This is a genomic window from Paenibacillus sp. GL_099_B (genome assembly GCF_057835695.1).
The window spans coordinates 6,712,854-6,738,762 of the sequence record NZ_CM174430.1 but is presented as its reverse complement, the minus strand read 5'-3'; the positions used below and the strand labels follow the sequence as shown (position 1 = coordinate 6,738,762).

The 25,909-nt window shown below is 48.2% G+C and carries 22 protein-coding genes; 10 read left to right on the top strand and 12 right to left on the bottom strand.

The genetic code is table 11. The features are described from left to right. Positions 1-915 (bottom strand): glycosyltransferase, encoded by a 915-nt coding sequence (locus AC3ITG_RS30580; RefSeq protein ID WP_489252273.1) that lies wholly within the window; start codon positions 913-915, stop codon positions 1-3. Beyond that, the gene (locus tag AC3ITG_RS30575) at positions 912-2,210 is read right to left on the bottom strand and encodes a tetratricopeptide repeat protein (protein WP_489252272.1); all 1,299 of its coding nucleotides are present in this window, start codon (positions 2,208-2,210) and stop codon (positions 912-914) included. The genes AC3ITG_RS30580 and AC3ITG_RS30575 overlap by 4 nt, the downstream gene beginning before the upstream one ends. Before the next feature lie 429 nt (positions 2,211-2,639). Between AC3ITG_RS30575 and AC3ITG_RS30570 the strand changes: the two genes are divergently transcribed. Genes AC3ITG_RS30570 through cydC form a run of 4 tightly spaced genes read left to right on the top strand, consistent with a single transcriptional unit; the run spans position 2,640 to position 8,828 of the window. After that, positions 2,640-4,055 carry a cytochrome ubiquinol oxidase subunit I gene (locus AC3ITG_RS30570; protein ID WP_413374129.1) on the top strand — a complete coding sequence of 472 codons (1,416 nt, stop codon included), beginning with the start codon at positions 2,640-2,642 and terminating at the stop codon, positions 4,053-4,055. Then, a complete protein-coding gene (gene cydB / locus AC3ITG_RS30565; protein ID WP_489254551.1) occupies positions 4,039-5,055 on the top strand; it encodes a cytochrome d ubiquinol oxidase subunit II in 1,017 nt (338 codons plus the stop codon). The genes AC3ITG_RS30570 and cydB overlap by 17 nt, the downstream gene beginning before the upstream one ends. A gap of 1 nt (position 5,056) precedes the next feature. After that, positions 5,057-6,931, top strand: coding sequence for a thiol reductant ABC exporter subunit CydD (cydD, locus tag AC3ITG_RS30560; protein WP_489252271.1), 1,875 nt, complete (start codon positions 5,057-5,059; stop codon positions 6,929-6,931). A gap of 1 nt (position 6,932) precedes the next feature. Further along, a complete protein-coding gene (gene cydC, locus AC3ITG_RS30555; RefSeq protein WP_489252270.1) occupies positions 6,933-8,828 on the top strand; it encodes a thiol reductant ABC exporter subunit CydC in 1,896 nt (631 codons plus the stop codon). A 240-nt stretch (positions 8,829-9,068) separates the two neighbouring features. Here cydC and AC3ITG_RS30550 read toward each other — a convergent pair whose 3' ends face one another. The 4 genes from AC3ITG_RS30550 to AC3ITG_RS30535 all read right to left on the bottom strand — a co-directional run bounded on the left by AC3ITG_RS30550 (position 9,069) and on the right by AC3ITG_RS30535 (position 12,057). Further along, positions 9,069-10,028: an MraY family glycosyltransferase gene (locus tag AC3ITG_RS30550; protein WP_489254550.1), complete on the bottom strand. Its 960-nt coding sequence runs from the start codon at positions 10,026-10,028 to the stop codon at positions 9,069-9,071. 104 nt (positions 10,029-10,132) lie between these two features. After that, positions 10,133-10,810 carry a hypothetical protein gene (locus tag AC3ITG_RS30545; protein WP_489252269.1) on the bottom strand — a complete coding sequence of 226 codons (678 nt, stop codon included), beginning with the start codon at positions 10,808-10,810 and terminating at the stop codon, positions 10,133-10,135. 1 nt (position 10,811) lies between these two features. Next, the gene (locus AC3ITG_RS30540) at positions 10,812-11,654 is read right to left on the bottom strand and encodes an ATP-binding cassette domain-containing protein (protein ID WP_489252268.1); all 843 of its coding nucleotides are present in this window, start codon (positions 11,652-11,654) and stop codon (positions 10,812-10,814) included. A 34-nt stretch (positions 11,655-11,688) separates the two neighbouring features. Continuing rightward, positions 11,689-12,057 carry a GntR family transcriptional regulator gene (locus AC3ITG_RS30535; protein WP_256336443.1) on the bottom strand — a complete coding sequence of 123 codons (369 nt, stop codon included), beginning with the start codon at positions 12,055-12,057 and terminating at the stop codon, positions 11,689-11,691. 267 nt (positions 12,058-12,324) lie between these two features. Between AC3ITG_RS30535 and AC3ITG_RS30530 the strand changes: the two genes are divergently transcribed. Then, entirely contained in the window at positions 12,325-13,029 is a 705-nt protein-coding gene (locus AC3ITG_RS30530; RefSeq protein ID WP_489252267.1) for an ABC transporter ATP-binding protein, read from the top strand. Continuing rightward, positions 13,029-15,353, top strand: coding sequence for an ABC transporter permease (locus AC3ITG_RS30525; protein WP_489252266.1), 2,325 nt, complete (start codon positions 13,029-13,031; stop codon positions 15,351-15,353). The genes AC3ITG_RS30530 and AC3ITG_RS30525 overlap by 1 nt, the downstream gene beginning before the upstream one ends. A 194-nt stretch (positions 15,354-15,547) precedes the next feature. On the opposite strand, the gene AC3ITG_RS30520 is transcribed toward AC3ITG_RS30525, so the two are convergent. Continuing rightward, positions 15,548-16,381 carry a hypothetical protein gene (locus tag AC3ITG_RS30520; RefSeq protein ID WP_489252265.1) on the bottom strand — a complete coding sequence of 278 codons (834 nt, stop codon included), beginning with the start codon at positions 16,379-16,381 and terminating at the stop codon, positions 15,548-15,550. Positions 16,382-16,444: 63 nt separating this feature from the next. Further along, positions 16,445-16,798, bottom strand: coding sequence for an ArsR/SmtB family transcription factor (locus AC3ITG_RS30515; RefSeq protein ID WP_489252264.1), 354 nt, complete (start codon positions 16,796-16,798; stop codon positions 16,445-16,447). A gap of 125 nt (positions 16,799-16,923) precedes the next feature. On the opposite strand from AC3ITG_RS30515, the gene AC3ITG_RS30510 reads away from it, so the two are divergent. Further along, positions 16,924-17,298: a nuclear transport factor 2 family protein gene (locus AC3ITG_RS30510; RefSeq protein ID WP_413374139.1), complete on the top strand. Its 375-nt coding sequence runs from the start codon at positions 16,924-16,926 to the stop codon at positions 17,296-17,298. Positions 17,299-17,627: 329 nt separating this feature from the next. Here the strand turns inward: AC3ITG_RS30510 and gntK are convergent, their stop codons facing one another. The 4 genes from gntK to AC3ITG_RS30490 all read right to left on the bottom strand — a co-directional run bounded on the left by gntK (position 17,628) and on the right by AC3ITG_RS30490 (position 22,427). After that, complete coding sequence (gene gntK / locus AC3ITG_RS30505; RefSeq protein WP_489252263.1) at positions 17,628-19,178, bottom strand: gluconokinase; 1,551 nt, start codon at positions 19,176-19,178, stop codon at positions 17,628-17,630. A gap of 129 nt (positions 19,179-19,307) precedes the next feature. Further along, positions 19,308-20,135 carry a carbohydrate ABC transporter permease gene (locus AC3ITG_RS30500; RefSeq protein WP_062321352.1) on the bottom strand — a complete coding sequence of 276 codons (828 nt, stop codon included), beginning with the start codon at positions 20,133-20,135 and terminating at the stop codon, positions 19,308-19,310. Positions 20,136-20,156: 21 nt separating this feature from the next. Next, positions 20,157-21,023 carry a carbohydrate ABC transporter permease gene (locus tag AC3ITG_RS30495; RefSeq protein WP_090952660.1) on the bottom strand — a complete coding sequence of 289 codons (867 nt, stop codon included), beginning with the start codon at positions 21,021-21,023 and terminating at the stop codon, positions 20,157-20,159. 129 nt (positions 21,024-21,152) lie between these two features. Further along, the gene (locus AC3ITG_RS30490; RefSeq protein WP_489252262.1) at positions 21,153-22,427 is read right to left on the bottom strand and encodes an ABC transporter substrate-binding protein; all 1,275 of its coding nucleotides are present in this window, start codon (positions 22,425-22,427) and stop codon (positions 21,153-21,155) included. A gap of 322 nt (positions 22,428-22,749) precedes the next feature. Here AC3ITG_RS30490 and AC3ITG_RS30485 point away from each other — a divergent pair, with 322 nt between their 5' ends. The 3 genes from AC3ITG_RS30485 to glpK all read left to right on the top strand — a co-directional run bounded on the left by AC3ITG_RS30485 (position 22,750) and on the right by glpK (position 25,859). Beyond that, complete coding sequence (locus tag AC3ITG_RS30485) at positions 22,750-23,517, top strand: GTP cyclohydrolase II (RefSeq protein ID WP_489252261.1); 768 nt, start codon at positions 22,750-22,752, stop codon at positions 23,515-23,517. A gap of 252 nt (positions 23,518-23,769) precedes the next feature. Continuing rightward, positions 23,770-24,348: a glycerol-3-phosphate responsive antiterminator gene (locus AC3ITG_RS30480; protein WP_076287428.1), complete on the top strand. Its 579-nt coding sequence runs from the start codon at positions 23,770-23,772 to the stop codon at positions 24,346-24,348. A 23-nt stretch (positions 24,349-24,371) separates the two neighbouring features. Beyond that, complete coding sequence (glpK, locus tag AC3ITG_RS30475; protein WP_489252260.1) at positions 24,372-25,859, top strand: glycerol kinase GlpK; 1,488 nt, start codon at positions 24,372-24,374, stop codon at positions 25,857-25,859. The last annotated feature ends 50 nt before the right edge of the window (positions 25,860-25,909 follow it).

The window sequence follows — 25,909 nt, the reverse complement described above, 5'->3', positions numbered from 1 at the left end:
TCACTGCTCCTCCTTCCACGGAATCAGTCGGGGCTCCGGATCAAGAATCGATTCATAGTGTTCCAGGCTACCCCACTCGCCGTGTGGATCAATTCGTTTATAACGCAAATATTTCCGAACGCGATCCTCCAGACTTCCTGCCCAGCCAAGATGCTGAACTTTCAATTCCGTGCTGATTCCGGGCAATACAGTGCAGGGCAAGGGAAGGCGAGGTACATGATGATTTTGCTGTGGATAAAAGTAAGGATAACCCGGCATATAACGGACCAGGGAAGCGGTATGACGTCGGTGAAGCCCCCAAAGCTCATCCTCCCGATAGTGAGTTCGTCCGCCCCACATATCGTAGAAGCGGAAAGCGATCCAGTCCGCATGGTCCTGGTTAATCAGAGCGCGTATCGCTTTCTTCGCTTCCGTGCTGTATAGCTCATCGGCATCTACCGAGAGCAGCCAATCCGGCGAGGTACCTGCCGCTGCTTGCCATAGAGCATTGCGTAATCGCCATTCCTCCGCAAATAATGGCTTTTCCAGCACTTCCAGACGAACGACCTTTGGATAGGCACTGCATATATCCGGTGTTCCATCTGTGCTGGCATCGTCCACAATGACGATTTCATCTACGAATTCACTCAGATCGTCCAGCACTTCCTCCAGATATCGCCCGCGCTCGTTACGTACCTGAAGCATGGCGGTCAGTTTATTGCCCTGACTTTTACGAACCCGACGAACGGAAAACGGCTCTCTGAATAGGTCTGTATCCTGGTGTTTTGCAGCATGCTGCTGATCGCCTTGCCCCTCTGGGTCAGCATGCAGCGATTCCAGCGTTTCCGTTGGAGTATGAGTTGTTTCGGATCGTATATCCTTATGCACCATCGGTCCATTCACATGTTGTCTGCGCTTCTTCGGGTCCAGCATCATGGCACCTCCCCCAGCAATTGCTGGACGGCTTGATCCAACAGCTCCATCTCGACGATTCGCGCAAGAGAATCTTCATCCTCCAGTGCCGTCTCCAGAAATTGTCTCACCGCCCCGTGACGTTCTCCCCGCAGAGCCAGAGCTAGACCTGATAATTGCCGATAATCCTGTCGGCTAGGGCTATCTTGGATATCCACTGCGTGCACCAAATTTAATGCATCTTCCACACGTCCAGTCTCCTGATAGATACGAAATTTCCAATGCCGTGCCGTTTCGCCTCCGAGTTCATCCAAAATGTGCAATGCGTGTCTATAATCATCATTCAGACGCAGCAGTTCTGCCCGGACAAGCTGTTCCTCGCCGGCCTCCAGCCAGCGACAGAGTTGTTCATAATGGTGGCGTTCCTGCTCGTTACCTGCGCTGATTCCATAAACCTGCAACGCGTTCTCGATTTCCCCGGTCCTCGCATGAATCGCAGAGAGGAATCGATAGTGGGAGCTCACACAATCATTGCGCCCGTTTAATACCGCGTGGGAGAAGGCTTCCTTGAGTGAAGCGGCCGCTCTGGAATCCTCTAGCACATATTCATAGGCTGCCAGCAAAAATGAAATCGTCTCATGCGCTCCTGCTTTGGACCGAAGCTGACGATAGAAGTCGGCCCGCACACTGCATTGCAGCTGGGTGACCGTATCCTGAACACCCGAGAGGGTCTGTCGCAGCGCATGCAGGAATAGCAGTTCATAGTCCCGGAGAGGGACCTCGAGGTCATCCTTTTGCATGACACCAGCAGGGGAGGTATCCTCTCCATTCAGCCAGATGGCGCGTACACCCTGGAATACCAGCTTCATATAGCGTGTTTCTGAAGTGGTGCCCACCAGATCGGCGATACCGACCAGTCTTGAAATACAGCTCTCCCATAAGGGGGACTCGGCTTCTTCACCAACCGGCTCAGGAAGAAGTACAATACAGAGCTCCGGATCGAGCGAGGCTGTGGCGGTCAGCCAGTAGGGATGAGCAACCACTGCAACCGTACGTGGCTCCTGTAATAGTTGTTCAGCTTCGGGAAGCGTGATGACGGTGATATTCGCAGGTATTTCCTCGGAGCGCTCCAGGCTGCTGACATAATAGACAGGCCCTTCTGCGACCATCAGAGCAGCGATGTCTGGATAGGGAAAAGCAGACCATCCTCCCTTCCGGGGGAAAAGAATATAACGAAAGGCAGGCAGGGTCGTACTTGACTCTTCTGCATCTACCCCTTGATGAGGCTCCGGGTCCGGGATCGGAGACAGCTCTTCCATCGATGAATCACCTCACTTGATTTTCATTTTTGTCCGTTCATGGATTGAAGCAGCACCATCTGATGAATATCGGATTGGCGCTGCTTTGAATGATATCAATGAATCCAATGATTCAATATGTAATGCCTTTTTTGCCCAGCGTATTTTATGCCTGACACTAACATATGGGCGTTCCGTCCCAAACATGAGCATCTTCCGTGAATAGACGAAGCTGGCAAGCCCAAAGATTAGGTTTAATTTTTTCTATTATGTGACCATCGTCACTTTTTTTTGATGTCATGGCAGGGTTTGTGATAATTGTCACATGTATAAAATAGTCTATCTGGCACAATACGTTCATCAATACGTGTTTGGCTGACAGAAACTGAAGAAGGGGCTTCAATGCCAAATACGAAAACTGCGATGTGAACAGAAAGAAGGGGTAACGGTATGGATCCGATCATGTTATCGCGTATCCAATATGCGCTCACAACGATTTTCCATTTCTTTTTTGTGCCGCTGTCCATCGGTCTTGTGCTGCTGGTAGCCATTATGGAGACGTTGTACGTAGTGAAGGGTAAGGAAGTTTACAAAACGATGGCCAAATTTTGGGGCAAACTGTTCCTGATTAACTTCGCCGTCGGTGTAGTCACAGGCATTCTGCAAGAATTCCAGTTCGGCATGAACTGGTCGGAGTACTCCCGTTTTGTCGGGGATGTATTTGGTGCGCCACTGGCTGTGGAAGCCTTATTGGCGTTTTTTATGGAGTCTACCTTTATTGGACTCTGGATTTTCGGATGGGATCGTTTGTCTAAAAAGGTGCACCTAGCTTGTATTTGGCTGGTGTTTGTCGGCACATTCCTGTCTGCGCTCTGGATTCTGGCAGCCAATTCATTCATGCAGCATCCGGTTGGCTTCGAGATTAATAATGGCCGCGCAGAGATGAATGATTTCTTTGCACTGATTACGAATGGTCAACTGCTGGTAGAGTTCCCGCACACGATCTTTGGTGCCTTGATGACAGGCGCATTTGTGGTAACCGGGATTAGTGCTTACAAGTTGATGAAGAAGCAGGATGTGGAGATTTTCCGCAAATCGTTCAACATCGCGATCATTATTGGCCTGGTTTCCTCGTTGGGTGTTGCCTTCTCGGGTCACTTCCAGGCGCAATATCTGGTGGAGACGCAGCCAATGAAAATGGCGGCCAGTGAAGGAACATGGACGACGACGGAAGACCCTGCCCCATGGACGGTGGTGGCCTTTATCGATCCGGACAAACAGGAGAATTCCGGCGAGATCAAAATCCCTGGATTGCTCAGTTATCTGTCCTATAGCAAGTTCTCTGGCAGTGTCAAAGGCATGAAGGAACTGCAAGCAGAGTATGAGCAAACGTATGGACCAGGGGACTATATTCCACCGGTACGGACGACGTTCTGGAGCTTCCGCATCATGATTGCTGCGGGAGGATTGATGATTTTGCTAGCGATATACGGTACATTCCTGACGATGCGTCGCAAGTTGGAGGGTGCAGGCAAGTGGTTTATGCGTCTGATGGTGTTTGCCATTTCCCTTCCGTTTATCGCCAATACGTCTGGCTGGATTATGACTGAGGTGGGAAGGCAGCCGTGGACGGTATTTGGTTATATGACAACTGCAGCCGGGGTATCCCCGAACGTAAGCGCAGGCCAGATTTTGTTCTCCACCATTGCTTTTACAGCAGCTTATACGGTTCTCGGAATTGTGATGGTCTATCTGTTCGTTCGTGAAATTAAGGCAGGGCCATATGCAGTCGAAAAGCCGGAGGAGCATGATGAATCGGCCGATCCGTTCGGCGTGGATGGGGGTTATTCTGTTGTCACTAAGTGAGTTGTGGTTTTTGCTGATTGCCGTCTTGTTTGTTGGTTTTTTCTTTCTGGAAGGTTTTGATTTTGGTGTGGGTATGTCCACTGCAATGATTGGCAAAACGGATCGTGAACGTCGTACTCTGATCAACTCGATCGGTCCGTTCTGGGATGGCAATGAAGTCTGGCTGATTACGGCGGGGGGTGCAATGTTTGCAGCCTTCCCGCACTGGTATGCCACGCTGTTTAGCGGTTTTTATCTGCCGCTGGTTGTGGTACTGCTGGCCTTGATCGGCCGCGGAGTTGCCTTTGAATTCCGTAGTAAGATGAGACATGAACGCTGGCGCAAAACATGGGACATCATCATTGTAGTCTCCAGTGCGTTACTGCCATTCCTGTTCGGGGTTGTTTTCGCTACCTTGATGAAAGGTCTGCCTATTGATGCGCAGATGCAGCTTCGTCCCGGTTTCCTGGACATCGTCAATCCATATACGGTGGTAGGTGGGTTGAGCGTGACGTTGTTGTGTCTGGTGCATGGTTTGCTGTTTGCTTCATTGCGGACCGTCGGAGATCTTAGAGAACGTGCCCTGAATATGGCCAAAAAACTGATGCTGCCGCTGGCCGCGATCCTCGCGATCTACGCTGTGATGACATACTTCATGACCGATGTGTTCGCCGTACGCGGCTGGGCTCTCTGGATTATGGTTGTCCTTGGCGCTGCTTCATTGGGTTTGGCCGCTTACTTCGTGCGTCAAAAACGTGAAGCCTGGGCCTTCGGCATGACGGGAGCCGTGATTGCAATCGCGTTTGCCTCCGTATTTATCGGTCTGTTCCCAAGGGTCATGGTGAGTTCAATGGGTTCCGCGTTTGACCTGACAGTCTACAATGCTTCGTCTGGTGCATATTCGCTGAAAGTGATGACGATGGTGGCGTGTACGCTGCTTCCGTTTGTACTCGGCTATCAGATCTGGAGTTATTATATTTTCCGCAAACGTCTGAACGATCAGCATCACCTGGAGTACTGACATGGGACGGGGGCTGCTGAAGCTGCCGGGCGTCCGGCCAGTACTTGCGCTGACCTCAGCGCTGGTACTGTTGCAGGCGATGACAATTATCATGCAGGCGAAATGGCTGGCACAGGCGATTACGGCATTGTTTCAAGGTTCATCCGTAACGGAGCAGTACCCGGTACTGCTGTTGTTCCTGGCCGCTTTTGCCGCCCGCTATGCCCTATCTTTCTGGTTGCAGCTCATCGCTTCGCGGTACGCGGAGAAGACAGGGAACGATCTGCGTAGACAGATGGTGGAGCAGTGGTTCCGGCTGGGGCCGCGTTTTGCCAAAACGGAAGGAACAGGGCACCTGGTAACCTTGGCACGCGAAGGAACAGCCAAGTATAAGACGTATCTTGAACTGTTTATTCCCCGAATGCTGGGGATGGGATTCACGCCAATCGTTATTCTGTTCTATGTCTTCAAGCTGGATATGATGTCCGGGGTTATTTTGACGCTGACGCTGCCGATCCTGATTGTGTTTATGATTTTGGTGGGGTGGGCTGCACAGCGCAAGATCGATGGACAGTTCAAGTCGTACAAAGCGCTGGCGAACCATTTCGTAGATACGCTCCGTGGACTGGAAACACTCAAAACACTGGGACAGAGCGGCAGGCACGGGGAAACGATCATTCGGGTCAGTCAGCGTTATCGCAAGGCTACGATGTCTACCCTGCGCATGGCTTTTCTGTCCTCCTTCGCACTCGATTTCTTCACCATGCTATCGGTGGCTTCGGTGGCGGTTGGCTTGGGGCTGCGCCTGACGGAAGGGCATATGCTGCTTGGACCAGCGCTGACCGTACTCATTCTCGCGCCGGAATACTTCTTGCCTGTACGAATGGTAGGCGCAGATTACCACGCCACACTGGACGGCAAAGAGGCGGGGGAAGCGATCAACCAGATGATTGAACGAGGGAAATTGGCCGATCGTAAGCAAAAGGAAGCGTACACGAGTGCTGTCCTACATGGTGTGTCAGAAAAGAACGGAGAATCCTCTTCGCCTGAGTCTTCTTCTGGCCAAAGCGGTGTGGATCCATCCACCATACGGGTGGTCTTACATGAGGGAAATGCCCGAAGTGGCGTGGCTGCTTTCTCATTGAAACCCTCTTGGGAGGCGACGAGCAGACTGGCGCTCACTAATGTACAGGTACGGCATCAGGAAGACGGGCCATGCTCGCTGAATGATGTGACGTTTCAGGTTTCTGGTCTTGGCAAAGTAGGGATTATCGGAGCGAGCGGAGCAGGGAAATCAACCCTGATTGACGTACTGGCAGGTTTCCAACAGCCCAATTCAGGCCAGATTTTATATAACGGTCAGCCCATATCTCCAGAGATGATGGGAGATTGGAGAAAACAAACGGCGGCCATCCCGCAGCATCCAACTATTTTCAGTGGAAGTCTGGCGGATAATGTTCGGTTCTATATGCCTGAAGCTTCGGATGTGGAGGTGGCTGACGCCATTCACGCAGCTGGTCTGCATAAGCTTGCCTCCTCCTTGCCGAATGGGTTGCAGGAGCCGATTGGGGCTGGGGGAAGGCAGCTCAGTGGAGGACAGGAGCAGCGGGTGGCTTTGGCGAGGGCCTTGCTTAGTGCGCGCCCGATCCTGCTGCTGGATGAGCCAACTGCGCATCTGGATGTGGAGACCGAGTATGAACTGAAACAGACGATGCTGCCACTGTTTGAGGGCAAGCTGGTGTTTCTGGCAACACATCGACTGCATTGGATGCCGCATATGGACCGCATTATCGTGATGGATGGCGGCACGGTTACAGAGACAGGAACACATGAGGAATTGTTGGCCCGACAAGGCGTATATTACCAGATGATTCAGGCCCAGATGGAGGCGGTGTAAGATGAAAGCCGGATATGAGCAGACAGAAACAGCCCGGAGCGGGGGCAAAAAGAATAGCTGGATCACTCCGTACGTGGCACAGTACCGCTGGAGACTCGTGGCAGTCATTGCGCTGGGGATATGCGCTACGCTATGTGCTGTATTGCTGCTCTTCACCTCCGGATTTCTGATCTCCAAGTCGGCGCTCCGTCCTGAAAATATTTTGATGGTATATGTACCTATCGTGGGCGTTCGTGCATTTGGGATTTTCCGTGCTGTATTCCGGTATGTCGAACGTCTGGCCGGACATGATGCGGTTTTGCGTATACTCGCGGATCAGCGCGTGAAGCTGTATCGGATTTTGGAGCCGCAGGCACTGTTCCTGCGCTCTCGTATGCAGACGGGAGACGTACTTGTTGCTCTCGCGGAGGATGTAGAACGACTGCAGGATATTTACCTGCGTACAGTATTTCCGGCGGTTACGGCGCTCGTGATGTATGGTGGAGCTGTTGTGGCTTTTGGCAGCGTTGATCTGGGATTTGCACTGTGGATGGGGTTGTATATGCTGTTTCTGGTTGCCGTGCTGCCTGCCATTTCGCTCCGAGTGACGTGGAAGTTGCGGGTGCGGCTGAAGCGGGAGAATGCTGAGTTGTACACTCGTCTGACAGATGGTGTGCTTGGCCTCGGGGATTGGATAGCAAGTGGACGAGCTGAAGAATTTGTGCGTCGGCAGGAAGAGACTGAAGGCCAGGCAGATATGATTCGCCTCCGCTTGCGACAATGGACGCGCTTGCGTGATCTGGTTGCCCAATGTGTGATCGGACTAATGGTGGTATCCGTGACCTTATGGGCGGGAAATGCAGCTTCTGCGGGACAGCTGCCTGCGGTTATGATTGCAGCGTTTGTGCTGGTACTGTTTCCACTCACGGAAGCACTGCTGCCCGTAGGAGATGCGGTGGAGCATATCCCGCAGTATCGTGAATCGCTGGAACGATTGCAGCACTTGGAAGGTGAAGAGCATAAGCCAGAACAGTCTGGAACCGAAGAAACGAAAGCAGCAGGAGCCAAAGAGGATATGACCACAGGTGTATTAGGCAGCAATCTGGTAGCTGGAGAGCAGCTGGGTTCCCTGAATCGCATGGAAAGAGCTTCGGATCGACGTATCCGCTTGCGCATTCCGCCCAGGCTGCGAGCCGATATTCAGATCGATCAGGTGAGTTATCGTTATACGTCAGGTGCTCCATTGGCTGTGCAGGAGGTGTCTCTTCATCTTCCTCAGGGCAAACGCTTGGCTATACTCGGTCGCAGTGGCGGCGGTAAATCAACCCTTCTGAAGCTCATTCAGGGAGCGTTACTCCCTTCCGCCGGAAACATATTCATCAATGATCTTCCGGTACAAACGATGGGCGAAAATATAACGGATGTCATTGCAGTGCTGAACCAAAGTCCACATCTATTCGATACAACAGTAGCTAACAATCTGCGGATCGGCCGTCCGCATGCAACAGACGAAGAAATCCAGCGAGTGGCTGCGCAAGTAGGTTTATCCGATCTCATTGAATCTTTGCCGCAGGGTTATCATACCCCGATGCTGGAGACAGGACTTCGTTTCTCTGGTGGAGAAAGACAGCGGATTGCACTGGCTCGGGTACTTCTTCGCGAAACACCTGTCGTTATTTTCGATGAACCGACTGTAGGACTTGATCCTGTGACGGAGCGAGCGCTTATGCGGACGATTCTGGACAGCATGCAAGGCAAAACAATGATCTGGGTCACCCATCACCTGATGGGAGCGGAACGGATGGATGAACTTATTTTTATGGAAAATGGACAGATCACCATGCAGGGTTCTCACGAACAATTGCTAGCCCGGGAAGAGCGTTATTGCCGTCTCGTTGAACTTGATCGACCGGGTTGAGTAGATGGGCAGCAACCTGCGGTTTCGCTGCCACCTGCAGCTTCCAGATAAGAGGGAATATAAGGTGCAGGTGCAGGGCGTGTAATGAAAAGGCTAGAGGGCGAAGCCAGAGGTTTGTGCACGACACGGTAGCTGCTACCCTATTAAAAGGTTAGTTTAATTCATCAGCGACATAGCAAAGAGACGAGCCACAGGATTAGTGGGCTCGTCTCTTTTTTACACCTTATGTTGTAACGTTTGTTACATCTCCACCAGCATCAAAATAATGGATGAGAGGCAAAGGCAGGTACTGATGAGATACAGGACGCCAACCACCTGTTTATGATTCAGGCCAGCACGCAGCAAGCGATAATGGGCTTGACTTGCATCTGCCTGATAGATGGCTTTGCCTTGGATGAAACGTTTGATGACCACAAAAATGTTGTCAAATATTGGCACACCAAGCGCCAAAATCGGGATGAAGATAGACAGCATGGTCGCTTGTTTGAAAGCACCATCCAGGGCGATTACCGCCAGGATGAAGCCGAGAAACGTAGCCCCTGCATCGCCCATGAACACTTTGGCGGGGGCTTTGTTATATTTTAGATAACCAAGGGTTACACCGACCAGCGTAATGGCCATAAGGGCAGAATCGGTTTGGCCTTTGGTCATTGCCACGATAAACAGTGTAATGGCTGAGATGGCGGACAAACCGCCTGCCAGTCCGTCCATGCCGTCCGTGAAGTTAATGACTGTTGTTACACCGAAGATCCAAAGGATCGTCAGAATGAATTGCAGCCAGATCGGAAGCATAATGTATTCGGAATTCAAGGGATTCACGAACCCGGTGAACGCAATGCCGGAAGCAAATACGAGTACTGCCGCTGAGACCTGAATGATCATTTTAGGCAGAGCAGGGAAATCTTTGCCTTTGGTTTTGTACCAGTCATCGACCGTACCAATCGTTAACAGAAGCATTCCACCAGCGACCAAAGCCGCCGTTTCCCATGAAATTTCTTTCGTAAGAGCAATGTATGTCAGGAAGAATCCAGTAAATATCGCGTAACTTGCCGTCAGTGGAATGGGCTGCCTGTGCAGCTTGCGCTCCACATCTTCTCGGGGCTTGTCCACAAAATCGAGCCGATGTGCCAGTCGACCAAGCGGCGGAATAAGCAGAACCACGACAGCAAAAGACAGCATAAAAGCCAGTATGTATACCATAAATTCGCTTGATTCACTCCTATCTACCAATTTCCCCTTATTATACGAGCTAAACAGGAAATCTGTCGATGTCATTATTGTAACCTAAGCTTCCACCCAGATAGTCAGTGTGTTCTTCCCTTGGTGAAAAACCAACCACCGGCCACGAAAACGAAGAAAAGCACAAGATTAAATCCGACACCCTTGAGTAGTGAGTCGTTGAATAACAATGCTTCAAAAAAAGAAATAACATGAGCGCGTAGCGCAGGAATCGCTGTTCCGGTTGGAATCGCCACAATGAATAGCACCCACAGCAGCCAACCGACAAGGTGGTGGTAGCCGGAGATCAGCATGCTTAGGAGCGCCATCGTCATCAAATAAAAAACGGTTTGATAGAGAAAAGAACCTGCCACGCCAAATTCATTCCAATGAAACGCATCAATAAGATTTACGGTATTTTTGTGGAGTACATTCACTTCAAGCATAGGCCACAAAGAATTGAATAAAGCGATGACCATTGCCCACACGGCATAAACGAATTGAAGCCCGAAAAAATATTGCTTTCGGCTTGCGCCTAAATGTACGATGCGGTTGTAATAGCTAAGCGGAAGTGCGATTGCGATAATGAGCAAAATAAGCAGCAGCAGGTTGCCATCCGCGAGTCCTGTATTTTGACTGCTGTCTATAAAGAGGCCAACAATGAATTCCGCCAACTTGCCAAGGAGGATTAAAATAATGACCATCCATATATAAATCCTCAATTGCAGATAGGTCGCCTTTAAATGAACGGTCAATGAACCCAATTCAACGACCTCCTTCGATCAAATACGAAAAAAACTTCTGAAGCGTCAAATTTTCGATAGTTATGTCTAGTTTGCGGGCCTGCAGCCTGTCCTCATCGTTAAATTTTTCGTAAATGGCGGCAAGCTTCCCGTGGCCATAGGATTCTGTATGTAATACTCGCTTTCCTTTTGTAAATGAAGCTACAGCATCTGAATTTCCACGAATCAAATAAGCTGCCATCCGTATCCGATTCATCTCGTCATGAAGCAGGAGGGAGCCCTCATCAATGATATAAATTCTCTCTGCGATTGGGGCGATTTCATCAATCAAATGCGTAGAAAGTAAAATCGTACGGGGATGATTGGCGTAATCCTCCAAAAGCTCCTTGTAAAACCTTTCCCGCATCAATACATCAAGTCCAAGCACTGGTTCGTCGAATAATGTCAACGACGATCGGCTAGACAGACCGATGATGTTTCCTACGAGTGATTCTGTGCCTCTTGAGAGCTGTTTGATTTTTTTGTTGGGATCAAGCTCAAACGTTTGAAGAAGTTTATGAGCAAACGTCCAGTCCCAATTGGGATGGAAATTTGCAGCGAACTGCAAAATCTCAATCAATCGAGCTCCTCCAAATAGCTTGTTATTCTCCCGTACGAAACAGCAATCTTCTGGAAGTACTCCTTTACCCAGCTTTTTACCTCTTACCTCAATGGTGCCGTCGTTCGCGAAGAGTCCACCTGCTATGATGTTTAGCAAGGTTGTTTTGCCTGCGCCGTTTCGTCCGAGCAAGCCATAAATAACGTTTTCCTCGAGCTGTATATCCAGATCCCGTAATGCATAGGTTCGACCATATTTCTTATTCAATTTGTCGCAACTCACCAAGATGCTCACAATGAATTCATTCCTTCCTTAATTGTTTAATCATCTCAATGATATCCTCGGTTGCCAGTTCAAGTTTGTCAGCTTCACAAATGAGATTGGACAACAATTCCTTATAAAAACGATTTCTTCGCTTATTCTTAATCTTTTGTTTGGCATCAGACGAGACATACATGCCAAGCCCTCTTTTTTTATACAATATTTCTTCATTTACGAGCAGGCCAATTCCCTTCACAACAGTCGCTGGATTGATTTGAAAGAGCTGAGAAAACTGAGCAACGGAAAGAATTTGCTCGTCCTCTCGGTAAGTTCCGTTGAGAATATCGTCCTCAATGATATCTGCAACTTGTTGAAAAATTGGCTGCTTTTCGTCGAAAGTGACGTTCATTACCTCACCACTCAGCATTGTAGTTTGTTACACATCTAGCAGGAAAACATAACTTATATGCGAAAATTTGTCAATAAACAATCATTCTGAAGGGTAAGTGATGATTTTTTTTACACAGAGTCCAGTTATTGACAATTGATTACGATGGAATTATAGTATGCTACATGAGTGACATACTCATACACTAACATACCTACATAAATAAAAATATACTTGCCAAAGGGAGCTTCAAAAGTATGACAAATAGATAACGGGGAGAGAGAATTTATGAAAACATTAATCGAATTTAAAAACGTAACGAAAGAATACAAAATTGGCGAAGTGCCGATCAAGGCGCTGAACGGCGTTGACTTTTCCATCAACGAGGGCGAATTCGTCGTTGTTCTAGGTGCAAGCGGAGCAGGCAAGAGCACGATTCTGAATATACTTGGTGGCATGGATACGGCTACCTCGGGTAAAGTGACTGTTGGCGATAAGGATATTACTAACTTCAACGAGAAGAAGCTTACGGAATATCGCGCCGAGAAGGTAGGATTTGTCTTTCAATTCTATAACTTAATCCCCAATTTGAATGCTTTAGAAAATGTTGAATTTGCGACTGAAGTATGTAAAAACCATTTGGATGCCAAAGAGATATTAAATCAAGTCGGCTTAAAGAATCGGATAAAAAACTTCCCGTCCCAGCTCTCCGGAGGAGAACAGCAGCGAGTTGCTATAGCACGAGCCGTTGCAAAGAACCCTTTGCTATTGCTATGCGATGAGCCGACTGGTGCGTTGGATTATGTCACTGGCAAGTCCGTTTTGAAGCTGCTTCAGGATTTGAATACGGAAACGAAAAAATGTGTTGTGCTGGTCACGCATAACTCCGCGATTGTGCCGATGGCGGATAAAATCATTCGGGTGAAAAGCGGGAAAATCGAAAGCGTAACAGTTAATGAGCATAAACAAAGCGTTGAAGGGATTGAGTGGTGATGAAATTACTAAAAAAATTGTTAAGGGATATCAAGCAATCAATCGGTCAATTTCTGGCCTTTGTATTGGTTATCACCATAGGGGCTTTTTTCTACACCGGGTTGGTTACGTTAAGTGATAACCTTAGCTCTTATTCGAAGGATTACTTTCAAACACATAATTTAAGTGACTTAAACGTTTACTATGACCAAGTATCCAAGCAGGATATGTCGAAGTTGAGTGGAATCGAAGGGATAAAGAAGGTTGAGGGACGGTATACCTTTGATGCGACGCAATCATTTGGTGATACAAAAGCGGCTTTAAAAATCCACTCCATCCCCGCAGTCAATAGCATTAATACGCCTACGATAGTTGAAGGCAAGATTCCATCCAGCATGGATGAAATCTTGCTGGATTCCCATTACGCTAGGGAACATCAGTACAGTGTTGGAGATCAAATGAATTTAATCGTTAATAACGCGAATGTGGCATTTACCATTAGTGGTTTGGGGGAGAATGTGGAGTATGCCAAAAAAAATGAAACCCAAGATCATAGAACTTTTGGATTCGCATATGTGGCTGAAGCGGGAATTCCTCGAATCGCAGGTAGCCTTTATTATAATGAGGTTTTGTTCGATGCGGAAGAAAGGTACAATTTAGACCGATTAGGCCGAAACGTTGAAGCGCAGTCCCAACAACTTTCTTATGTAAGTCAAATAAGTAAAGAGCGAACATTCAATTACTCGCAGCTTCAACAAACAGTCTATAACAATAAATTGATGAGTAAGGTTATTCCTCTAGTTCTCTTTATAATCGAAGCGATCATTCTTTTCCTCACCATGTCTCGAATCATCGATTCGCAAAGGAACCAGGTAGGAATTATGAAGGCTTTAGGAGTGAAGAACAGCAGCATCATGCTCCATTACATGGGGTTTCCGGTGCTTGTGGGGATCATAGGTTCCATTCTTGGTTGCATCGTTTCGGCAGTCATATTTGTTCCGATGATTGAGACGTCGAATGCTAGATCCTATTCGCTGCCGGGCATTACCTTCTCCCTATCGCCATTCTCGGTCATTACGCCTATCCTGTTCTCTAGCGCATTCGGCATGCTGGCTTGTTACTTGAGCGGCATAGGTATTCTGCGAGAAAACGCAGCACAGGCGATGAGGCCTAAACCGCCGAGGAAGATGAAAAAACTGCTTATTGAACGGCTTCCGAAAATGTGGGGACGTATTTCCTATAGCAATAAACTCATTTTGAGAAACATCTTTCTTAATAAGCAAAAGGCGATAGCGAGCTCCGTTGGCGTTGTGGTGAGCACGGTGTTGTTGATAACTGCGTTCGGTACTCAAACGTCCTTACAAAGGGTCGCGGACCAGATCGAAGAGGTGAATACCTATGATCTGAAGGTCGAATACACGAAAGGAGCAGAGCTAGAAAAGGTGGAGTTACCCACCGGGATTAAAAGCAGCTATGTTCAATCGACCTTTCCTGTGGAGTTTACCAAGGGCGATGAACATGAGAATGCCACGTTGACCGTTACCGAGAAGGACAATACTCTTATCCAATTTTTCGACGAGAAAGACAATCCGATGACACTTATGGACAATGGCGTGCTGATACCCAAATCGTATGCAAATCAATATAAAGTTACGATAGGGGACACGATTCAAATTCGATTTACCGATCCGTCGTTTGAAAATAAAACGGTCGATATGAAGGTTGCACAAATATCCAATCAGTATTCCAATCCATCTTTCTTTTGTTCGATAGCGTATCTGAATAGTTTTGACATCGACTATAAGCCAACATCGATTCTAGTAAAAGCCAACAATGCCGCAGAGCTTCCTAACGTTCGACAGTTTTTTGAACAAGATAACCAGGTAGATACAATCGCGGATAAAGATGATTTGAAAAAATCTGCACAATTTATTATGAAGCAGAATAGTTTTATCTTCATCATGTTTATCATTAGTGCCGTCATTCTTTCGTTTGGTGCCATCTACACGATATCCTCCATCAACATTTATGAAAGGAATCGAGAGCTGGCTACTCTTAAGGTATTAGGTTATCAAAAAAATAAAATAAATCGACTTATCTTCTCTGAGAATATGATACTCACCACCTTTGCGGTCATTATAGCTATGCCGATCAGCGTATACATGTATTCGATTATTATTGAGGCATTGTCGAGTACCCATCAACAAATTCCAGATCAAATAAATATTTTTGTTATGCTGGTATCAATCATGATTGCATTTTTACTTACCACGCTCTCTAACTTGATGCTTCAGAGAAAGGTCTCCCGAATTAATATGATTGAATCGTTAAAAAGTCTAGAATAAATCGGGCAAACGGGGTGTGTACTGCGTGAATTGATTCCACACTTAGTATGTCGTCCTTTAAATATGTCTTGATGCCTATCGGAAAATTAACGGTCAATTTTCGGTAAAACACTGCAAGCCTTCGAGCTGTAGTGTTTTTTACTATATCCACCTAAGTATTTGTTTGTCATTCATATAACCAGGTTTAAGCAGACCTAGGGCTGGTTAAGGGCTTGAAGTTTCTGGGGCAGATAGGAGCCAAAGAGGGAAATCGCCGCATCTGCGCTATAACCGTCATCGCCCTGCCAGGTTGCGGTAAAGTGGAAGTCGCTGTACCCGCCTCTGCTTTTCCGTGGCGTATCCTGCGGAACAAGCAGACCGGATGCACCCCAGATTTCGAGGATGGCGTCGCGTTCCTGTTTGCTCGAAGGAAATAAGCCTTTCCAGCGTTTCTCCAACCCGCGTGCGCTGTCATGAGGCTCGCAGGTTTGCGCTGCTTCAAGCATGCTCACAAGTATAGCGATGTCTGCGTCAGTCACTTCATAGATGGCTTCCTTGCTAGCCAGCAGTAGATCCAGATCCATCAGGCAGTATAACAGGTTGTTGTGGCGGACTCCGCCCCATTTCACCCGTTCAAAGTTCAATACATTCAGATCCACGTCCGTGTACGTCTTGTCCGATTGCAGGCGCAGGAAGTTACAATCCCCGCAGGAGCTGGTGTTGGCATGCAGTGCTCGGCGTTCCTCATAGGTATGCAAAGGCAGCTGCGATGTTAAAGCCCAGCTGGAAAGGGCGCTGCGAAGGTACAATTTTTTGGTAGATAAACTGTGTAAAAATGCCGATACTACCCGTCGCTTGATGGAGTCGTCCTGATGAACTTCACGCAAACGTGTGACGATCTCATCATGGCTAATGGTCAGTCGATCGAACATGACCCCTCTGCTTTTGGCATATTCAAAGTCATCCCCCGAGAAGGGAGCAGATATTGTTTTCCAGCCGCCGCTTCCCCAGAAGGTGCCTAGAAGAATTTTTGCCGCTTTTTTATCCAAGAAATCAACCACCTTTATACAATCGATAAGATGATGTATCGCATGATTCAAGCTTAGTTTTCCTTAATGTACATATTCCTCGCCTGTATTCAGAATCAGTTCAACAAGACCGGGAAAGCGGGAGTTCAAGTCTTCCTTTCGCAGAGAATAAAAGTGCTGTTTACCTTCAATGCGAGGCCGGATAAGGCCTGCTTCACGCAAGATTTTGATGTGATGAGACAACGTTGATTTGGAAATATGGTTTACTTCGAAGGCGGAACAGTTTTTCTCGCCAGAGCTGGCCAGACAGTGTGCAATTTTCATCCGTACCGGATCACCGAGTGCGTTGCAGACCTTGGTCAGATTCAATTCCGAAGCCATAGGTATCGTTGGAGTTTTCATATCTATGACGGTAGCATATTCGATAGTCTCTTTCAATGTTTGATTATTTTCGAACTGATGGTTGTTCTAGGGATATAAAGTGTGGTACATTTCATCTCAGTTAGTTTGAAATTTTTCGAACTTAAATTCAAATCGGATTATACATCACAGGAGGAATACTCATGACTACCTTGTTAAACAACTATTTCCGTTTATTTGACGCTTCCCGTACAGACGAACGCGCGATGCAGGATCTCTTGTCCCTGTTTACACCGGATGCAGAAATTGTGCTTAATGGCACCAGAAGAATAGGATTTGATGGTTTTATGAAGGCTTTTTATGAATACAATAGCGATGTGAAACATATGTGGGACCAATGGAAGCTTCAGCCGGACGGCAGCTATCAAACGAACTGGGCGGTATGTGGACAAGCTGCGGACGGAACGGTATATGCCAAGACAGGCATTGATATCGCTCGTGTGAATGAGACGGGACAGATTGTATATTTGGAAAATGTGCAGGCAGATAAAGATGCATTCAGCAAATATAATGGATGATTGCAATAAATAGGATACAGATGAACATCCAGATTTAATCAGAAAAGAGAGCTATCGATCATTTACTATTCGATTAATTGCTCTCTTTTTGCCGTACATCGAATCAGTTAGCGTTGGATGCCTACATGTTCTTGGTGGTTCTTCTTATGAGATACTTCGTTATCTATCTTGCTTATCATGTCACCGTTGCTGATGGTGTGATGGGCAATGCACCTATGGTATTTGGGGTATTTGTGCAAAAAAAGTACATAAAGAGGGGCCATCCCATATGTCATAGACATAGTGGGATGACCCTCTTTAACGTGCAGTGATTCGTTGGCGTAGCTAACTCACTTCTGCATCGGTTTATTCTGAAATGCAGCGATATCGGCATATTCCTCTTCAAATTTGCGGGAGATGCGGATGAAGATCGGCAGCAGTTCGCGATAGACGCGAACGCTATCCGGGTCTGGCTGATGCCGATGGGTCGATCCAATCATGCCGGAGACGGAGCTGAGGGAATCGATGCGGCCAAGAGCATAAAGCCCTAATACAGCTGCCCCAAGGCAGGAGCTCTCGATACTTTCGGGAATGATGACATCCTGGTCGAAAATATCAGCCATCATCTGGCGCCACAGCTCAGAGCGGGCAAAGCCGCCTGTCGCCTGAATCTTTTTGGGACGTCCGATTTTCTCTTCAATCGCCAGCATGACGGTGTACAGGTTAAACAAGACACCTTCGAGAGCAGCGCGAATCATATGCTCCTTCTTATGATGCAGCGTCAGGCCGAAGAATGAACCGCGTGCATTCGGATTCCAGAGTGGGGCCCGCTCACCCGTCATGTACGGATGGAACAGCAGGCCTTCCGAGCCCGGTGGTACATTTTCGGCGACACGGGTCAATACTTCATACGGATCAATTCCGAGTCGTTTCGCTGTCTCTACCTCAGATGCAGCAAACTCATCCCGAATCCAACGGAATATAACCCCGCCATTGTTGACCGGACCGCCAATCACCCACGCATCCTCAGTGAGTGCATAACAGAAGAAGCGCCCTTTCGGATCGGTGACCGGCTTGTCCACGACGGTACGAATCGCTCCGCTGGTCCCGATGGTAACCGCCACGACGCCTGGATCGATTGCGTTTACGCCCAGATTGGAGAGCACGCCGTCACTTGCCCCGATGACAAATGGCGTCGTATCCGTAATTCCCATCTCCTTGGCATACTCAGGATTCAAGCCTTTCTTGAGTACATGAGTCGTCGGCACAAGGCGGGACAGATGATCCGGAGTGATGCCTGCGACATGTAGAGCTTCCTCGTCCCAGTCGAGCTTTTCGAGATTCATCATTCCCGTAGCAGAGGCCATGGAGTGGTCAATTACATACTCGGAGAACAATTTATAAAATACGTATTCTTTCATTGAAATAAATTTGTGCGTCTGTTTGAACAGCTCAGGTTGATCTCTGGTTAGCCACATGATTTTGGTCAGAGGTGACATCGGATGAATCGGCGTACCGGTTCTCAAATAGATTTCGTGACCGTTCATTTCGGTTTTGAGTGCTTCCGTCCACTCGGCACTGCGATTGTCTGCCCAAGTCATCGCCCGCATCAGTGGTTTGCCGTGTTCATCAACAGGTAGAATGCTGTGCATGGCAGAACTGAACGATACAAACAAGATTTCATCCGGTTTGATGCCGGCTTTAGAGGTCGCTTGTTTAACCGATTCTACTACGGCTTTGAAAATATCTTCTGCATCCTGCTCTGCAATCGCAGGAGTAGGAGTATACAGCGGGTAATCGGCACCGCCTTGAGCCACGATGGTTCCGTTCTCTTCAAACAGGACGGCCTTGGTGGAGGTGGTGCCGATATCTACGCCGATCATATAGGGTGAAGAAGCCATTTTGTCATCCCTCTTTCTTGAATATATAAGTTAAATGAATGCTGTCTATTCATCCAACTTATATGGCATCTGGTATTTATCTATAGATAAGAATATCAGACTTGAGGGATGGATCAAAATTCGCTATCCCTAATCCTTTACAGCTCCTGCGGCAATATCGGAGATAAACTGGCGGCTGATGAACAGGAACATCACGATCAGCGGAATAACAGCCAGCAATGTACCCGCTATAACCATCGCATAATCCGTATTGTACAGTCCATTTAATTGAGACAGCGCAATCTGCAGCGTATACTTTCGCGCATCCGTCAGGACGATCAGGGGCCAGAGATAATCATTCCATACGCCAATAAACGTGAACGCGCCGAGGAAAGCAAACGCAGGCCGCAGAATGGGCAACGCTACGTTCCAATAGAGCCGGAAAAAATTACAGCCATCGATTCGCCCGGCATCCAGCAGGTCATTCGGTATGGACTCCGTGGCATATTGACGAATCCAGAAGATGCCGAAGGCATTCACCATGCCCGGAATAATGAGGGCTTTGAAGGAACCAACCCATCCGAACGTCGCCATTAGCACGAAGGAAGGGACCAGCGACAGCTGGGAAGGCACCATCATGGTGGCGAGCAGCAGGACGAAGAGCCATTTTTTACCCGGAAATTCAAACTTCGCAAACGCAAATCCTGCCAATGAGTCAAAAAACAGCACCAGTACCGTCACCAAGCCCGACACAAACAACGTATTCATGAATGCGCCCCAGAAGTCAATCTGCTGAAGCACCCGACTGATATTGTTCCACAGTTCGCCCCCGAACCAGAGCTGAGGTGGGAACTTATAAATGTCGGACGTCGTCCGGGTAGACATTACAATCAGCCAATAGAATGGGAACATGGAAATGAGCATGCCCCCGATAAGACCGGTATACAACACCAGCGATTTGAGAGATTTGGACGTCATGAGCGCTCCCCCCTTGTCACATCAGGATGACTTGCCTTGAACGAGCTTCCAGTTCACAATCGAGAACAGGGCGATAATGAGGAACATGCCCCAACCAACCGCAGCACCGTAGCCAAAATAGTTGTTAATGAATGACTCGCGGTAAAGGTACAATACAATGGTCATCCCTGCCGCACCTGCGCCGCCATCGTTACCTACGAGAATTTGTGGCTCGGTGAATAGCTGCATGCCGCCGATCGTTGATGTGATCACAGTGAACAGAATGACGGGACGCAGCATCGGAATCGTAATTCGGAAAAAAGACTGTATCCCGGATGCACCGTCAATCTTGGCAGCCTCGTACAATGTCTGCGGGATGCTCTGAAGTCCGGCCAGATAGATGACTGCGTTGTATCCTGTCCAGCGCCAGACCACCATAGAGGAGATCGCCACTTTGATGCCCCATGGTGCGTTCAGCCATTCCACAACTGGAAGTCCGACGGACTGTAGCAGATAGTTGAGAAACCCGTAGTTGTTGGCAAATAGGGCACCGAAGATAATGGCGACGGCCACGATGGACGTCACGTTCGGCAGGAAATATCCCACGCGAAACAGCGTACGGAACTTCACAAACGGTGCATGTAGCAGAAACGCAATGATCAGGGCAAAGAACAACATCGGGATGGTCGCGTATATCCAGATCATGAACGTATTGCCCACCGCTTGCCAGAATTCTGCATCGGTCAGCATATATTTAAAGTTGTTTAGTCCGTTATAGGTCATCACACCAATGCCATCCCATTTGTGGAAGGCCAGATATAAGGAAAAACCGATCGGAAACAGTCCAAACACGGCAAACAGAATGTAAAACGGGGAGATCGCCACATAGAGTGCACGATGTTCCCACATCCGGGACAAGAGTGATTTCTGCCGATCCAAATCCGGACTTACCTTTCCGGGATCCGGAGTGAGGCGAGGTTCGGTTACAGCCATATGAATTCCTCCTTTGCGGATTGCCATCTCATAAGAGTGTTTGAATTAACGCTGTAACTCCCGCTCAACACGGTGAACCGTATCAGGCCAGACCTGCTCCGGGTTGGCATTTTGCTTCGCAATATCATTCAGCCGCCGAGTAATGATGTTGTGCACCGGAGGGTATCGTTCGCCAAAGAAAGCCTCTGGCACATGCTGTGCCGATTCGGCAAATACAGGCCCTGTTGCCTGTCCGCCGAAGAAGGGCTCTTCTTCTTTCATCGCGGGTGTATCAAACACACTAGGTGCCGAAGGAAACAGGTTCAACGTTTTATATTGTTCAAGTTGGTTTTCCGGGCTTTGCAACCACTGGATGACTTCGAACGCTTCTTTTGGGTGTTTGCTCGACTTCAAAATGGACAGGAATGATCCACCGTTATTGCCATCTCCACCAGGAGCGCGAGTGACTCGCCACTTGCCAGAGGTATCCGGCGCGGCTTCCTGCAGTACCTGCTTCATCCAGACGGCTCCCACAAAGGAAGCAATCTCACCATTATTCATCGCTGCGTTCCAGCCCGGGGTCCAGCCGTCGGCATTAGCGAGCAGCCCTTTTTGCTTGAAGGATACGGCGGTATCCCAGCTCTGCTTGACGAGTGGAGAATCCATGCCGATAAACGAGCCGTCAGGACGGAAATACCGTTCGGTTCCTTGCGATAACACTTGATTGTAAACGGTTCCAATATTGTCGGTTAGAAATACCTTGCCTCCGAACTTTTCCTTGATCTTTTCTCCTGCAGCAGAATAGGCATCCCAGTTGTTGATCTGACGAGCCACTTCTTCAGGCTCGGAAGGCAATCCGGCCTCTTTAAATAGATCTGCACGGTAGAAGAGGGCTGTCGGTCCCGTATCCATAGGAAAACCGATCATTTGTCCATCCGGCGTAACGCCTTGCTTCCATTTCCAATCCAGATATTGGTCTTCAACGTCACCTGCGCCAAGATCATACAGATTATAGAAACGGTCCTCGCTGGGAAAGAGCTCCATGATCCAATCGTTCAATGCGACAATGTCGGGCTCACCTGAGCGCGCAGCGAGTGTCGTTTTGAGTTTTGCTTTGAAATCACCACCGATTTTCTGGGCGGTCAGTTCAATATTGGGGAACTTTTCCTTGGCCTTGGCAATCAGCTTATCATCGATGGAACGGTTCCAGTACCACAATGTAAGCGCTACCTTTTTGTTGCTCGATGAATCGTTCTGTCCCGGCCATATGGAGCATCCGCTCACCAGCATGACACAGACTAGCAGAATGGCTGTCCAGCATGTTCTTTTCCGGCGGATCATGTGATAACCCCCTCATCGTTAAGTTCGAGGCATGAAGTGCGATGGACTACAACATAAGTGTATGAGCAGTTTATAAACTCATACCCAATATTCCTGAAATGAAACACAAATTTGTGTCGGTTGCGTATCATAAATTTATTAGTTACTTTAAAAACAAAAGTTACTTGACACAACATAATTTTTATTTTAAACTTGCTTACATAAAGTAACTAATGATGATGACAATAATATAGATACGTATGATATGCAATCCAGTGATCCATTTTCCGTCTGGATGCGAATCAATTCATAACCAAGATGGCTTAACAGGAGGAACTTACTAATGATTAATTCACATATTATTCAACTGCTTGCCCCCAAAATCCAGACTTTTCCGAGTGGAAAAGAATTCATTTACCTCGTTGGGCCAATTAAACTTCCGGTGAACCTTGATGGAGAGACACATACCTTCCAGTGGTACAGCTGGATGAAATCGGAGAAAGCTATGGAAAGCGGCGAGCTGATTGAATCTCTCGCTACTGCCGAACTGGCTGAACGTCAGCAATCCAGCGTATTGGTGTACGGTGACTTTGCCGAAGCCCAGGAAGCACTGATTCGGATGCACAGCATCTGTCATACGGGCGACATCTTTGGAAGCAAACGTTGTGACTGTGGCTTCCAACTGGAGCAATCGATGAAGATGATTGCTGCCCATGGAGCAGGCGCACTCTTCTATCTGGCGAACCATGAGGGGCGTGGCATCGGTCTGTTCAGCAAAGCGATGGCATACCTGTTGCAAGAGGAAGGTCTGGATACCGTTGACGCAAATCTGCAACTTGGGTTTACAGACGATGCTCGTAATTATGATGATGCCATCGCCGTATTGCGGGCACTTCGTACAGCTCCGGTTACATTGATCACCAACAATCCACGCAAGCTCGCTGCTTTGCAGGAAGCGGGACTGAATGTGGGTGGACGTGTGCCACTGTGGGGAGATCGTTCGTCCTTCAACGAAAAATATTTGCAGACCAAAGTGAGCCGTTCCGGTCACTTGGCAGAAAATGATGGATGGGCTGGCGAAGAGACCTTGCTTCCGCATGCCCAGGCCTAAAAGGTTGATCCCGATCGATCGTTCAATATGATTTTGCCATAAAGTCTGTCTGTCAGACTGCTCAATAGACAGGACAGTTTAAGCTGTTTGTGTATGCTCCTTCTGGGGTATACATGAACAGCTTTTTTGAGTTTAGAGAATGGAACGGTCCAGTCTCAAGCCAAGAATTAATCTTACAGTCCTGACTTCGCTTGCCGTTCATACCATACGACTATACAATATAGGCATCTGATTTATGCGGGAGGAACGAAGGTGCCATTTGAGGGACAGTATGTGTTACCGGCTGCCAAGAGCATGAAGCAGTTTGAAGCAATGATTGAAGGCCCTTACACTTATGGGGTTATGCTGGATACGCATATTGCACAGCTTCATAGTCTGCTGGAAGAAGCACGGCGACGTGGCAAGAAAATAGTACTGCATGCCGATCTGGTGCAGGGGCTGAAGAACGATGAATATGCCGCAGAGTATTTATGCCAGCATATTCGTCCGGCAGGACTGATTTCGACGCGAGCCAGTGTAATTCAGAAGGCGAAACAGAAAGGGATTACAGCCATTCAGCGTGTATTTCTGCTGGATACAAATGCGCTGGAGAAAAGTTATCTTTTGCTGTCCAAGACCCAACCGGATTATATTGAAGTACTGCCCGGTGTTATCCCGCATATTATTGCAGAAGTATCCATACGGACAGGTATACCCATTATTGCAGGTGGGTTGATCCGCTCAACGGAAGAGGTTGAACTGGCGCTGGAAGCCGGAGCTACCGCAGTAACAACTTCCAACATGGACCTGATTCGGCATTACAAGAAATCGCATACAGAATATAAGCAGTAATCCCACAACAGGAGGTTGTCTGTATGGAAAAATATATATTGGCTCTAGATCAGGGAACGACGAGTTCCCGGGCTATTCTGTTTAACCGGAGCGGTGAGATTGTGCATATTGCACAGCAGGAATTTCCGCAGTACTTTCCCAAGCCGGGCTGGGTGGAGCAGAACGCCAATGAAATTTGGAGCTCCATTCTGGCAGTGATGGCTTCATGTCTGGCCGAAAGTGGAATCAAGCCGGTCCAGATTGCCGGCATCGGCATTACGAACCAGCGGGAAACGGTTGTGGTATGGGACAAAGAAACGGGCCGGCCCATCTATAATGCAGTAGTCTGGCAGTCCAGACAAACGGCTGATATTTGTGATGAGTTGAAGGCGAAGGGACTGGGTGACCTTTTTCATCGCAAAACAGGCTTACTCATTGACCCTTACTTCTCGGGGACCAAGGTGAAGTGGATTCTGGATCATGTGCCTGGTGCCCGAGAGCGTGCAGAGAAGGGTGAGCTTCTGTTTGGTACAATCGACAGTTGGCTGATCTGGAAGCTGAGCGGTGGTACTCATGTCACTGATGTATCCAATGCTTCCCGCACATTAATGTACAACATCTATGATCTGCAATGGGATGATGAATTGCTGCATATCCTGGACATTCCCAAAGCGATGCTGCCGGAAGTGCGCGGTTCATCCGAGGTGTACGCACATACGGTTGACTACCATTTCTTTGGCCATCGGATTCCGATTGCCGGAGCAGCAGGAGATCAGCAGTCGGCATTATTCGGTCAGGGCTGTTATACAAAGGGAAGCATGAAAAATACGTACGGCACCGGCTGTTTCATGCTTATGAATACCGGTGAACAACCCGTACAATCCAACCATGGCCTGATTACAACTATTGCATGGGGCATTAATGGCAAAATCGAGTATGCGCTGGAAGGCAGTATTTTTGTCGCAGGTTCGGCGGTACAGTGGCTGCGTGACGGCTTACGGATGCTTCGTTCCTCAAAAGACAGTGAGGACTATGCGGCACGTGTACCCTCTACAGACGGCGTTTATATGGTGCCTGCATTTGTAGGTCTGGGAAGCCCTTACTGGGACAGTGAGGTTAAGGGAGCAGTGTTTGGTTTGACGCGAGGAACGACCAAAGAACACTTTATCCGTGCAACCCTGGAAGCACTGGCGTATCAGACCAAGGATGTACTGGAGGCAATGGAATCCGATTCAGGTATTCCAGTGAATGCCTTGCGCGTAGATGGGGGAGCGGCGGCCAATGATTTTCTGATGCAATTCCAGAGTGATATTCTGAATATCCCTGTGGAGCGCCCCAATGTGAACGAAACGACGGCATTAGGTGCGGCTTATCTGGCAGGACTTGCAGTAGGCTATTGGAATAGCGCGGATGAATTGGCGAATCACGAGAATACGGAACGTGTCTTCCAGCCGGTTATGGCTGAAGAAGAGCGTACAGAACTGTATGCAGGGTGGCAACGTGCAGTGAAGGCAGCTATGGTGTTCAAATGAGTGGATTAAATTTCAAATGGGTATTTGTACTTTTTCGATAAAGTTCTACA